The organism is Dyadobacter sp. HNCC25DJ183 (assembly GCF_056895175.1).
Genome location: NZ_JBXHAP010000011.1, coordinates 1 through 13,187, shown reverse-complemented (window position 1 = coordinate 13,187; position 13,187 = coordinate 1). Strand labels below are relative to the sequence as shown.

12 protein-coding genes and 1 tRNA gene are annotated in these 13,187 nt (G+C 46.0%); 5 read left to right on the top strand and 8 right to left on the bottom strand.

The window, feature by feature from the left end; translation table 11 throughout:
• Positions 1-109 precede the first annotated feature (109 nt).
• The 3 genes from murB (at position 110) to AC1XTG_RS24510 (ending at position 4,423) form a co-directional block, all read left to right on the top strand.
• A complete protein-coding gene (murB, locus tag AC1XTG_RS24520; protein WP_484843788.1) occupies positions 110-1,126 on the top strand; it encodes a UDP-N-acetylmuramate dehydrogenase in 1,017 nt (338 codons plus the stop codon).
• A 3-nt stretch (positions 1,127-1,129) separates the two neighbouring features.
• Positions 1,130-2,359: a hypothetical protein gene (locus AC1XTG_RS24515; RefSeq protein WP_484843787.1), complete on the top strand. Its 1,230-nt coding sequence runs from the start codon at positions 1,130-1,132 to the stop codon at positions 2,357-2,359.
• Positions 2,360-2,422: 63 nt separating this feature from the next.
• A complete protein-coding gene (locus AC1XTG_RS24510) occupies positions 2,423-4,423 on the top strand; it encodes a T9SS type A sorting domain-containing protein (protein WP_484843786.1) in 2,001 nt (666 codons plus the stop codon).
• A 52-nt stretch (positions 4,424-4,475) separates the two neighbouring features.
• On the opposite strand, the gene AC1XTG_RS24505 is transcribed toward AC1XTG_RS24510, so the two are convergent.
• The 3 genes from AC1XTG_RS24505 to AC1XTG_RS24495 form a co-directional block, all read right to left on the bottom strand.
• Positions 4,476-5,186: a glycosyltransferase family 2 protein gene (locus AC1XTG_RS24505; protein ID WP_484843785.1), complete on the bottom strand. Its 711-nt coding sequence runs from the start codon at positions 5,184-5,186 to the stop codon at positions 4,476-4,478.
• Positions 5,187-5,236: 50 nt separating this feature from the next.
• Positions 5,237-6,145, bottom strand: a complete 909-nt coding sequence (locus AC1XTG_RS24500; RefSeq protein WP_056279327.1) for an ROK family protein — start codon at positions 6,143-6,145, stop codon at positions 5,237-5,239.
• Between the two features lie 73 nt (positions 6,146-6,218).
• The gene (locus AC1XTG_RS24495; protein ID WP_484843784.1) at positions 6,219-6,929 is read right to left on the bottom strand and encodes an SDR family oxidoreductase; all 711 of its coding nucleotides are present in this window, start codon (positions 6,927-6,929) and stop codon (positions 6,219-6,221) included.
• Positions 6,930-6,989: 60 nt separating this feature from the next.
• Between AC1XTG_RS24495 and AC1XTG_RS24490 the strand changes: the two genes are divergently transcribed.
• A complete protein-coding gene (locus AC1XTG_RS24490) occupies positions 6,990-7,718 on the top strand; it encodes an MlaE family ABC transporter permease (RefSeq protein WP_056279331.1) in 729 nt (242 codons plus the stop codon).
• A 29-nt stretch (positions 7,719-7,747) separates the two neighbouring features.
• Complete coding sequence (locus AC1XTG_RS24485; protein ID WP_484843783.1) at positions 7,748-8,494, top strand: ABC transporter ATP-binding protein; 747 nt, start codon at positions 7,748-7,750, stop codon at positions 8,492-8,494.
• 10 nt (positions 8,495-8,504) lie between these two features.
• Here AC1XTG_RS24485 and AC1XTG_RS24480 read toward each other — a convergent pair whose 3' ends face one another.
• The 5 genes from AC1XTG_RS24480 to AC1XTG_RS24460 form a co-directional block, all read right to left on the bottom strand.
• Positions 8,505-10,004, bottom strand: a complete 1,500-nt coding sequence (locus AC1XTG_RS24480) for an oligosaccharide flippase family protein (protein WP_056279335.1) — start codon at positions 10,002-10,004, stop codon at positions 8,505-8,507.
• Positions 10,005-10,118: 114 nt separating this feature from the next.
• Entirely contained in the window at positions 10,119-10,724 is a 606-nt protein-coding gene (locus AC1XTG_RS24475) for a TetR/AcrR family transcriptional regulator (protein ID WP_056279337.1), read from the bottom strand.
• A gap of 279 nt (positions 10,725-11,003) precedes the next feature.
• Positions 11,004-11,074 (bottom strand) — tRNA-Gln (locus tag AC1XTG_RS24470).
• Between the two features lie 66 nt (positions 11,075-11,140).
• Positions 11,141-12,019, bottom strand: a complete 879-nt coding sequence (gene fabD, locus AC1XTG_RS24465; RefSeq protein WP_056279340.1) for an ACP S-malonyltransferase — start codon at positions 12,017-12,019, stop codon at positions 11,141-11,143.
• Positions 12,020-12,128: 109 nt separating this feature from the next.
• The coding region (locus AC1XTG_RS24460; RefSeq protein WP_484843782.1) for a T9SS type B sorting domain-containing protein at positions 12,129-13,187 on the bottom strand (1,059 nt) is incomplete at its 5' end.

Here is a 13,187-nt window from a genome sequence, read left to right as displayed (position 1 = left end):
TCTCTGAAAACGGTAACTTAACTAACAAACATAATAAAAAAGGATGAATCGGCATACCACTTAGTTTTGATTGTAATACCTAACTTTACCAATACAATTCACAATACCAATGCAAATTCAATCCAATTTTCCGCTCCGACATTATAATACCTTTGGGCTGGAATCGACGGCGTGCTTTTTTGTTGAAATTACATCTCTAACGGAATTAACCGAAATCCTGACCAATCCGGAATGGAAAAAAACGCCGAAATTTATTTTAGGCGGAGGCAGCAACATCCTTTTAACACAGGATATTGACGCGCTTGTAATTCATCCGAAACTCACTGGAATTGATAAAATAAAGGAGACTGACAGTCAGATCTGGCTGAAAGCAGGTAGTGGTGAGAGCTGGCATGAGTTTGTATTATACTGCGTGAGAAGCGGTTATGGAGGTGTTGAAAACCTCTCTTTGATCCCTGGCAGTATAGGCGCTGCGCCCATGCAAAATATTGGCGCGTATGGTGTAGAGGTTAAAAATGTGATTGAATCGGTGGAGGCTGTCGAGGTTGAAACCGGCGCACTGCACATATTTTCAAATGCGGAATGCAAATTCGGCTATCGTGAAAGTATTTTCAAAAAGGAAGCCAGCGGCCGCTTCGTAATTACAGGCGTCACCTTTGTTTTGTCCAAAAATCCTGTGCTGAACATTGGTTACGGCGACGTCCAGAAAACACTGGCTGAAATGGAAGTTACAGTTCCAACGATCAGCGACGTAAGTGAAGCGATTATGCGGATCAGGAAAAGCAAATTACCCGATCCGGCGCAGATCGGAAATGCGGGAAGCTTCTTTAAAAACCCCGAAATTCCTGCGGCACAATATGAAGATCTTAAAAAGACATATCCTGAAATACCGGGTTATCCTGTTGATGAAAACACAGTGAAAGTGCCCGCCGGCTGGCTGATCGAAAAAGCAGGCTGGAAAGGCTACCGGAAAGGGAACGTCGGTGTACACGAAAAGCAGGCGCTGGTACTCGTGAATTACGGAGGCGGTACCGGAAACGAAATCAAGTTATTATCTGAGTCAATTCAGGAATCCATTCTGTCCAAATTCGGGATCAGTTTAAAGGCGGAGGTAAATTTCATTTGATATATGAATTCAAAAAAGCGCAACGCGACGCTGTTTCTTGTTATTCTTTTTATTGCAGTCTTCTTTTTGAAGCAGCGGTTTACGGTAGCGCTCTATCAGGATGAGTTCCATTACCTGCCGACAGCCGTTTATTTCAGTCCCGAACCGATCCCTTCCATTGATTTGCTGAAAAGCTACAATGAGCTCAACACGCCCATTCCTTTTATTCTTGGTGGCTGGGTTGTGAGTCTTTTTGGCGAAAGCATTCAGGCGCTGCGTTTGCTCACGTTCGTTTTTAGCTTCGGTCTGTTAATGCTCTTTGTATGGAACAGTCCTGAAAAAAGCCGTCGCTTCTGGCTCTGCCTGGGCGGACTGCTGTTTTTTCCAAACTACTATCTGGTCAGCGTTTATTACTACACGGACATTTTTGCGATGTTTTTTGTACTCGCCGGTATCGTCGCTTATATCAAACGTGTACACTGGGCCGGGATGCTGCTGTTTGCGGCGGCTGTTTGTTGCCGGCAGTATATGCTCGCGTTTCCGGCTGCGGTGGTGGCTTACGAGCTGTTTAATCATTTGAAAAAATCAACTAAACCTGCATTGCTGATCAGGAATGCGTGGGAAGATAAAACGTGGCTTTGGTACGGAATTGCGGTTTTGAGTATTGTGCCGTGGGTTTTGCTCTGGAAGGGACCGGCCCCTGCTGCCGTTATGGCCGATCAGCACTACGATTCGGATAAGATCGCGCAGTACAATTTCGGTTATCTGATGTATGCGTCGGTGGTTATCGCGGTTTATCACGTGATCCCCGAATTGATTTTTACCAGAAAGCTGGGCTACCTGTTTAAGTTTCCGTCACTTTATCCCAAGCTGTTCGCCGCATTCGTCGCGATACTCACGGCCGTGATCATCTTTTCACCTGCCAAACAAGCTTATAATCCCTATTTCACGTGGCCTTATCTGGGTTATATTGATCAGTTAATGATGACGATCGGGATCAGCGGACTAATAAAGCAGGTCATTTTCGGACTTTTAGCATTAGTTACTTTAATGCGTTTTTTCTCTCCCAGATTCAATCTGGCGAGCTGGATGGTTGCATTCAATGTGTTGCTGCTTGGTAAGGCGCAGTTATCGTGGGATAAATATTCGTTACCGGTAATTATGGCTTTGTGGTTCCTGGCTATGTTTGACGAACAATGGTCGCTGACCGAAAAAGTAGAAGAAAAAGCAGAAGCAGTAAATGCAAAATATTAAGGATATATTTATATCAATTGCGGTGTAAAATCAAGCTTTTGAATTTAAAAGTTGCTGAATGAAATGAGCTTTACAAGTAAGGTAAGTGCCTTTTTCCTGATCATACTCGCAGGAATATCGCAGGAAACATACGGCCAGCGTTTCTTCTCTGTTGTGTTCAACAAGCTGCCTAAGGATATGCAGCTTTTCGCACGCGATGACAATAATGTAGCCGAAGTTCCCTTTGCAGGAAAAATCGAAGCAACAGGCTGGGATCACATGTCGGTGGTTACTTTCCGCAATGGAAAGCAGGTTGCCTTGCAGCAGCAAAAGCTGGATTATGCCGGTCAGAGTTTCGCCAATTTTGAGCTGAAACCAAAGATCAAAGCTGAAATGGCGGATTATGAATTCGCATTTTATGTTTGTAAAACAGATGATTCGGTACTGATTGTAAAACGAACAGAGATCGTTGCTGGCGATTTTTACGTAATCAGCGGACAATCCAATGCGGCCGCGGTCCATTTTGGAGACTGGTCAAGTAAATACGCGCGCACCCTTGGCAGAACCCCCGATGACAGTCCTGCACAAACTTTGGGCGATACCATGTGGATACCTTCTTCGTGGTCGTGGCCTTACGCAGGCGCCTGGGGCGTGGAAATGCAGCGCCGCATTCTCGAAAAAGACAGCATTCCCACCTGCGTAATCAACGGTGCATTGCCCGGCTCGTACATCCGCTACCACACCGATCGCAATGCTGAAAATCCGGCCTCTTCGAATTTATATGGTTTTTTGTACCAGAGGATCAAAGCCGCCAGGGCTGGCCGAATTCGTGCTTTCTTCTGGTATCAGGGAGAGCAGGAAGCTTTGGAGGATATCCGTAATTATGAGCAGGAATATGACAAGCTTTTTAAATACTGGCAGCAGGATTACCCGCAGGTTGACAAGTTTGTGGTCGTTCAAATTCCTGTACTTTTTAACCCGTATTACGTAGCAGGTACGATCCGCGAGTTTCAGCGGAAAACCAAATACATTTATCCCAAAACGGATCATTTCAATGTAAATGGCTTGCCTGGTTTTGACGGCATTCATTATAGTCTTTCCGGCTATCAGGAACTGGGGAGGAGGGTTTACAATTTCCTCAAACCAAAAGTGTACGGTTCTGCTGACAGCAGTAATGTAAATTGCCCGGATGTGCAGAAGATTTACTATTCATCTGAACAAAAAGACGAAATAACGCTGGTTTTCGAAGAAGGGCAGAACCTGCGCTGGCCAAAGGATACGCTGATTGACGATGTCAGTGGCACGAAGTTCCTTAAAGGGTTGAAAGATGTTTTTTACTTTGACGGTGACGAATCGAAGCCGGCAAGCATTGCATCAGGCTCTGCAAATGGCAATAAGGTTATCTTAAAGCTCGCGGGGGCTTCTAATGCGAGCAAGCTGACCTACCTTCCTGCTTACAAAGGCGAGCAGATCAGGATTTATTACGGACCTTTTCTGACGAATGCGCGCGGTTTGGGTGCATTTTCCTTCCAGGAGTATGCTATTGCTAATATCATTACATTCCCCGTTTTTGAAGCCAAAGAATCCGAGTTGGCCAGTGTGCTGGTTTCCTGGCAATCTACGGGCGCCGACCGGTATGTGCTGGAAAAGAAAGGACCCGATGATGCGGACTTTAAAACCATCGATACATTCAATGGAAGTACGCTGTCTTATGAGGACAAAGACGTTTCTCCGGATGAAACTTACAGCTACCGCATTCAGGCTTTCAGCAAAACCTCGCAGTCGCTTGTAAAAACTACTACCGTAAAAATGCTGCCGCTTCTGGCAATAAAACCGGAACCGCACGAAATGTTCTGGAAAATTTATCCTAACCCCGTTTCAGCGGCTTTAAAGGTGGAGTTCAGAAATCCGGTGAAAGGAGAAATCCGGCTGAGCAATGCGCGCGGGCAGCTGGTGCACAATGGGCAGCTAAAATCTGAAAGCAGGTATGAAATGGATATTTCAACGATGCCGACCGGCCTCTACATTCTTACAGTAGACCAGGGCGACGGGACTATGATCAGTAGTAAGATCATCAAGCAGTAACAAAAAGGGTAGCGCTCGCTACCCTTTTTTGTTTTTCTATATATTGTCAGAATCAGCTTCCTAATCCGTAGCGTACAATGCAGTACAATGCGCGGAAACCGTCTTTCCAGTTAATCTTTTTACCTTCTTCGTAAGTACGGCCGTAATAAGACACACCTACTTCATAAATTCTGATCTTGGGTATTTTGGAGATCTTTGCGGTTACTTCCGGCTCAAAGCCAAAGCGTTTTTCATGGAGTGAAAGGTTCTTGAGCAAATCGGCCCTGAAAAGCTTGTAGCAGGTTTCCATATCCGTCAGGTTCAGGTTAGTGAACATATTGCTCAGGAATGTCAGGAATTTGTTTCCGATCGTGTGCCAGAAAAACAGGATCCTGTGCGGCCTTCCGCCCATAAAGCGGGAGCCATAAACTACATCGGCGTAACCCTCGACGACCGGTTTCAGCAAAATATTGAATTCCTGCGGATCATACTCCAGATCTGCGTCCTGCACGATGATGTAGTCACCGGTAGCACGTCTGAATCCGGTATGTAGTGCCGCTCCTTTTCCCTGATTGTATTCGTGACGATAGTAGCTTACTTCCAAAAGGGGATTTTCAGCCATAAATCTTTGTGCTACTCCTTCGGTATTGTCTGAGGAACAGTCATTTACGATTACAATTTCTTTCTGAAAACCATTTATTAACTCGACGGATTTTAGCTTTTCCAGCACTCTCCAAATGGTCTTCTCTTCGTTGTAAGCAGGAACTATGACTGATAATTTCATCCGGGACTAGTAACGTGTATGGCTAATATGAAGTTGTAAATCTCTGTATCTCAATCAAAACATAACGAAGCCGCTCCAAGCAATCCTGCATCATTGGCCAATGTAGCACGCTTGATGCTGATTGTTTTCAGATAATAAGGAGTTAACCAGTATTGAAAGCGCTCGTTAATTGCTGGCAAAATAAATTCAAACGAAGCAGAAATGCCACCGCCGATCAAAATTGTAGTAATATCCAGGATGCGTACCATTGAAACCAGTCCTTCTCCCAGCAAGTAACCCATTTCCTGGAATACCTGCTTGGCAAGCTCGTCACCTCCCGAAGCTGCAGCTACGAGGCCGGTTGTTGAGATAGTACCGTCAGCAGGAAGCTGTGTTGTGCCTGTATAGGCTGCACGCATGGAAATAGCCAGGTCGAGAAGCTCTTTTTTGCCGATGTTCCTTTCCAGTACCTTACCGTTTTTGGACGGTATATGTCCGGGTTCCATTGCATTACCGCCGCCGCCTTTGAAAACCTTCTTATCTATAATCGCTGCTCCGCCGATCCCGGTTCCGAGCGTTACGAAAATGTAATCTTCCGGCAATTTATCCTCTCCGAAATAGTACTCTCCCAATGCAGCTGCATTGGCGTCATTTTCGAGGTAAAAATCGTGTGTTGGAAAGCGGGCTTTCAGGTCAGGCACGATCGCGATACCATCTATTTCGGGAATTGCTGTAATTTCAATTAATGTAGTCCGGTCGCGGGTAGTCAGTCCAGGAACTCCGATACCTACTCGTCTCACCTCGGGATATTCGACCAGCTGCAATGCGATTGCATCGCCCAAACGTTCAATGAAATGTCCTGAGCTGCGCCAGCTAGCCGTATCATGGCTATAAAAATTTGAAATTCTCCCATCCGTAGCGTCAACGATTCCCATTTTTACGTTAGTACCGCCCACGTCTATACCGAGGTATTGTTCCATGAAAAAAGCTAAAGGTTTTAATAAATAATTTTAAAAATGCGGCAATTTACTAAAAATGCGCTTTGTACACTAATCAATCCAGGTCTCCCAACTGCGGGCGGATCAATATTTCTTCAACAACTGTGCGTCCGGAAAGCGAGTAAGTTGACCAGATTGCCTCTGCAACGTCCTTTGGATCAATAAATCGTTCTTCCGGTAAATCAGTCCCTTTCCAGCTATCGGTCAATGTAGCTCCCGGAATCACTGCGGTTACTTTCACATTGTGGGGCTTCATTTCTTCCCTGAGCACTTTGGTCATCCCGTAAAGCGCAAATTTGGATATACAGTAAGAACCTCCGTTTGGATATGCGATAATGCTCGCGGTGGAGCAAAGTGTAAAAATATGCCCTTTTCTCGCGGCTGTCATTTCAGGCAGCAATCCTCGTGTGAGGTGGTAGGCGCTGTAAAGGTTGGTGTTAATCGTTTTCTCTAAAACACCTTCTTCTTCATTGTGTACCTGTCCGGGAATAAATACGCCGGTATTGTTAATAAGTACCTCTGGAAAACGGTTTTGAGACTTAATAAAATCAAGGAATGCACTCACCTGAGAACGTTCGGACAAGTCGGCCTGAAAGATGGAGACTTCGCTTCCCGGGTAAGTTAGGTTGCATTGACTTTTAAGCTGGTGCAGATCGTCATTATTCCTCGCGCAGGTGACCACATCAAATCCGCCTTGCAGAAATCGCTCAATTACCGCCCGGCCGATTCCCTTTGTGCCACCGGTAACTACCGCTAATTGATTCATTTTTCTAAATGCTTCTTTTTTTGCCTAATTTTCCCGAAAATATTGAATACTATTAAGATTATGTCTGTAATCGGGAAATACTTTATTTTTCTAGGGACAATATTCTCGAGAGGTGAAAAGCTGTCTGTTTATTGGCGGCGTCTGATGGAGGAGTGCGTGGGAATCGGGGTGAGTTCGGTCTTCATTGTTGCGATTGTTTCCACATTTATCGGTGCTGTTTCCTGCATTCAAACCGCCTACAACCTGGTTAGCCCGATTATTCCGGTTTCTACGGTTGCATTAATCGTGCGGGATATGTCGATACTTGAACTTGCGCCAACGATTACCTGCATTGTGCTGGCGGGAAAGGTGGGCTCCAATATTGCCAGTGAGCTGGGTACTATGCGGATCACTGAGCAGGTAGATGCATTGGAAGTAATGGGGATCAATTCAGCGGCATATCTGGTGCTCCCGAAGGTAATTGCTGCGATGTTGACGTTTCCAATGCTTGTTATATTCGCCGGATTCCTGAATATTTTCGGCGGGTATCTTGCCGGAACATTAACCGGCGTGATTTCAGAAAGAGATTATCTGGAGGGGATAAGGGATTCCTTTGTTCCATATAATATTTTCTTTATGTGTGTAAAACCGTTTGTATTCGGTTTTCTGATCGCAACGATATCTTCATATAAAGGGTTTTTTACACAAGGTGGAGCTTTGGAAGTGGGCAAAGCAAGCACTGGCGCGGTAACTAGTAGCTGTATCTCCGTATTAATTGCGGATTATTTACTTGCGCAACTACTGTTATAATTCAGCCCAGGCTATCAATTCAGCAAGCAATGATCGAGATCAGTAATATTTCCAAAGCTTTCAACGGAAAACAGGTTTTAAAAGGCATTTCCGCAACTTTCAAGAAAGGGGAGACCAACCTGATTATCGGCGGGAGCGGTACCGGGAAAAGTGTTTTACTCAAATGCATGATCGGCCTCGTAAAGCCGGATCAGGGTAATGTAATTTACGACGGCCGCGACTTCTATAACAGCGATAAGGAAACACAACAGTCCATTCGCCGCGAAATGGGAGTGCTTTTTCAGGGCGGGGCGCTATTTGACTCTAAAACAGTTGAGGAAAATGTGCGCTTTCCATTGGATATGCTGACGGATCAGTCTTCACAGGAAAAACAGGAACGGGTAGCATTCTGTCTTCAAAGGGTTGGCCTGGAAGCAGCTGCCAAAAGAATGCCTTCCGAAATCAGCGGTGGAATGAAAAAGCGCGTGGGAATTGCGCGGGCTATTGTCATGAACCCAATGTATCTTTTTTGTGATGAGCCCAATTCAGGCCTTGATCCGCTTACTTCGGTAAAGATTGACGAGCTGATCAAAGAGATCACCGAAGAATATCAGATCACCACGATCATAATCACACACGATATGAATTCGGTGATGGAGATCGGCCAGAACATCATGTTCTTGTACCAGGGAGACAAGTTGTGGGAAGGGGTCAATTCAGATATAACCAAAACCACCGTTCCCGAGCTGAAAGAATTCCTTTTCTCCAATAAGTTGCTGCGTGAAATGCAGCCCTAGCTAGTCTTTTTTATTTCCTCAATGCAGGAAGATTTTTCCTTTCCAATATAAACACAACGGCAGCAAACAGTCCGAAAAGGATAATGTGCAGCGTAGCGGACAGCCAGAGCTCAGGTATTTTTACGAGGGAAGAAAGAAAGATCAAGACCCCGCCGCCTGCCAGGTAGCCTACCGCGGATTTCACATCGTAAGGTACCGGATAAAACTTCTGTCCGTAATAATAGCACAGGACAAGCATCACCAATCCCGACAATGCAAAAGCTATTGCGAAGCCAAGGTAGCCGATTTGCGGTACCAAAAGGAAACTCGTGAGAATGGTAATGCAGGCTCCGGTCAATGTGAACCAGGTTCCATATTGCGTCTGATCTGTCAGCTTAAACCAGGTTGCAACATTATAGTAAATCCCCAGGAAGAAATATCCCGCGAGCAGCCAGGGTACTACCGGCAAGCCTTCATGGTAAATCTTTTGTTTCAGGAATATTTCAGCGAACAAGTCGAGATTCAAGGAGATACCAACCCACATCAACGCGCAGATAATGATAAAGTATTTTGTCACTTTTGCGAATATCGGCGGGGCATTCTTGTCTTCTCCTTTTGTAAAAAAGAATGGTTCTGCGGCATATTTGAATGCCTGGATAGCCAGGTTCATGAAGATGGAAAGCTTATAGCATTGCACATAGATACCAATTGCTGTTTTGGTACTGCGACCCGGATAAAAGCCGTCGGGAAGTAAGAACTGGATGAATGTACGGTCAAAAAGCATATTGATCACCCCACCCGCATTCATAATCAGAATTGGAAAAGCATATACCCAGACAGGTTGAAAGAGGGTTTTGTCAAAAACAAACCTGAACCCGGCAAACTCTTTGCGAAGTGAGACAAAGAAGAGGAGGTTGGCGATCAGATTGGCAAAAACAATGTAATCCGGGGCATGAGCGGGATTGTAGAACAGGTCTATCGCAGGTTTCAGCATCGACAGATATTTACCCTGATAAATATCCCTGCAAACGATCAGGAAAAAGAGGTTCAGCAGAATGGTAATAACGATGTTCGCAAGGCGCACTGTCACGAACTTTTTACCTTTTCCTTCCAGCCTCAGCCTGGCAAATGGAATAGCAATAATCGCGTCAGTCGCCATAATGGCCGCAAACATCCTGACAATATTGGCGCTTTCAGGATAGCGGATTGCCTCGGCAAGCTGGGGTGCAAAAATGAAGATCAGCCCGGAAAAAAACAGGCTGACCAGCATTACTGCACTTAAAATGAGATTATAGTAGGTTTTTCGATCTGCCTCCTGTCTCGCAAAGCGGAAGAAGGCTGTTTCCATTCCAAAAGTATAAATAACCATTGTCAACCCTGCGTAGGCGTACAATTGACCTTGTGCGGCGATCTGCTCGGGTTTAAACAGCCCGGTATGAAGGGGAACCAGCAGGTAGTTCAGAAAACGGCCCAGCATAGTGCTGATCCCGTACATGGCGGTTTCCCCCGCTAGCTTCTTTAAAACACTCATATTATATAGCCCGTCAACACTGGCAAGGCCTATTCAGAAAGTATCAGTATTATCATATATGAACGGGCAAATATAGGTTATGGTTGTTTAAAATTGCGATAGCAGCGTTGCGGGCTAGTTTCTGATATCTGTAATGATACGTTCAATAATTCGTTCAATGCGTTTCCAGCCGTCGTCTGAATGCAGGTCCACGTCGATCATTTTTTGGCGATAGTCGGTGGAAAGGGTCATAAAGTAGATTCCGGCAGAGAGGAAGGAGACCAGCGCACTGGTATCATTAAAATTGGGAAGCTCGCCTATCTTGCCCAGGATTTTGTGAGCCGTTTGATTTCTGGCGTCAGAAAGCATGGATTTGCCCGTGCCAATTTCCCACCTTAAAAGGTCGCGTGTCGCTTTTCTTTCACGAAGGTCCTTCATGAATGTCTGCATAAGGTTATTCAATGCCTCAGCGCGCTCCTCCGGGCCCAGTTCTGGGATGTTGTCGATGTAATCGGTACTGCTGGTGGAAGTGTACTCACCGGATTTTACGTACTGCTCCATGAGCCCGTCTACGCTTTCGAAATACCGGTAAATAAGAACTTTGTTGACACCGGCTGTGCGGGCAATGAGGTTAACCCCCACTTTTTCGGTTCCATGCTGCTCAATTACATCTCCTACTGCCTTGAGTATCTTACTCTTGGTCCGCTCTCGGTCACGCTTTTTGATTTTGTCAATTTTCATATGGGTGCTGTTTAGGTTAAAACATATAAATGTAATATTTCATCTGGAAATTTTATAGTATCCAAATATGGTAAGTAACCAAATCGAAGGATTGGTATATAAAACATCCAAAAACAGCGTCTATTGTGCCTTTTTAGCAGTTATGAAGGGATTTGAATGTTGTAATTTGTACACATTCTTAAAAAGGAGAGGGCCTGGTTGGCAGAAATCCCAAGAAGTGGGTATGAATTTGTGGGAAACAAAAAAAGAGCTCAGAAAACTGAGCTCTTTAAGTTACTGTTGGCCGACAAGGACTCGAACCCTGAATAAGACAACCAAAATGTCCTGTGTTACCATTACACCATCGGCCAAAACCGTAAACAGTGGTGCAAAAGTAATGTGACGAGATTAAGTTGTCAAGCTTTTGCGCAAAAAAATTAAATACTTTGCAGCAATGCGGTTGGAGAGATCTTCTTAACCAGTCCCTGCAACACTTTTCCCGGGCCGCATTCGATAAACATTTCGGCCCCATCGGCTGCCATTTGCTCCACAGACTGCGTCCATCTTACAGGCGCTGTAAGCTGAGAAATCAGGTTCTCCTTGATCACGGTAACCTCCGTAGCCGGCCTCGCATTTACATTTTGATAAATAGGGCAAACAGGGGGCTCGAATTGGGCAGCATGAATTGCCTCAGCCAGCTCTTCACGCGCCGGCTCCATCAACGGAGAATGGAATGCGCCGCCTACCGGCAGGATCAAAGCACGTTTGGCACCTGCTGCTTTAAGCAGCTCGCACGCTTTCTCAACGCCTTCCACAGAGCCTGAGATAACGACCTGTCCGGGACAGTTATAATTGGCTGGAACCACAATCTCGTCAGTAATACCTGCACAAACTTCTTCGATCACCTGATCAGGCAATCCCAGAATGGCAGCCATTGTCGATGGACGGATTTCGCAGGCTTTCTGCATTGCCGAAGCACGTTTGGAAACAAGCAGCAGGCCTTCTTCGTAAGACAATACACCAGCGGCAACCAATGCTGAAAATTCCCCCAGCGAGTGACCAGCGACCATATTCGGGTTGAAGTCGGTGCTGATCTTTGCCAATACCACGGAATGAATAAAAATGGCAGGCTGGGTTACAGCAGTTTGTTTTAAGTCTTCATCCGAACCTTCAAACATCACCTTCGTAATTTCGAAGCCAAGTACCTCGTTCGCCTTTTCAAATAGTGCTTTGGCAGAGTCTGAGGATTGGTAAAGGTCAAATCCCATTCCCTTGAATTGCGATCCCTGTCCGGGAAAAATATATGCCGTCTTCATAGTTTCTGAATTTTAGGTTGCTCACATTAAATAAAAAGCCCGCGCATCATGCGCGGGCTACAAAGGAAATACTTGATCTCGAAAGAAAAAAGACACATATAATCGTGCCTTACCTGATAAGCTGTACCCATCCTTTCAGGATAGTTTGCTCGCTTTCTCTTTTAGCTGATTCAAAACGGACCCTTGCTTCGTAGTAATACTGCCCTGCTGCGAGGTCTTTTCCTGCATTGGTTTTTCCGTTCCAGTTGATGTTCACATCGGTGGTAGAGAACACCTTGGCACCCCACCTGTTGAAGACAGTAAACTCCATGGACTGCACAAAAGCAGGGCATTCATAAGGCTGGAACACATCGTTTTTCGTGTCCCCATTTGGTGTAAACACATTGGGCAACACATACATCGGGCAGTTGTCCTTGCACACGGTGTTGCTGGGGGCACTCTCCGCACCAAACCTGTTGACGGCCGTCACATAGTAGCAGCCTGCAAAGGAGGTAAGGCCGGTATGGTCGTACTCGGTTGCCAGCGGTGCAGGCGGGATAGTCACTGTTGCGATCAGGGCAGGAGTCTCATCTTCATAGCGGGCATAGTAGACCCTGTAAGCGGTCACTGCCGCATCGCATTCTTTACCGTCTGCCTGCTGCGGGTAGGTCCACGAGAGGTGGTTGGTAAATGTAGGTGAGTCGCAGAATGCGTCCGGGTGTGCTTGTAACGAATCACAGTTGAGCGGGTCAAGTGCCAGCACAGGCGGGCAAGGCTTGGTGGTATCCGAAGAAGACACACACAATATCTGCGAGAAGTTGTAAAGTACAGCTGGCCTGATCTGGCTGTTGTTGTAAGAGCCCACCGTTTCCACTTTGTAGCAGTACGTAGAATCGTTGTTGATGCTAATGCTGGCAGTCCCGTCGGCAGCATACCTGTCAACGCCGTCATCGACAAAGCTGAACGACTGGCTTCCCTGCACCGGCCAGTCGGCAATGCGGTTGAAGGTACCTGGTTTGGTTTTGTCTTCTCTGTATATCCTGTGTACGCGGTTGGTGTTGTCCCAGGGCACCAGCGCCGACCAGTTGACGCGGATCTTGCCCGGCTCGGCAGCGCCCTGTTCAAGGCGTACACTGCTGGCTGTTTTTGTCTCATCAAACTTGACGAGCTGCCCGCTCTGCGTGGTCCA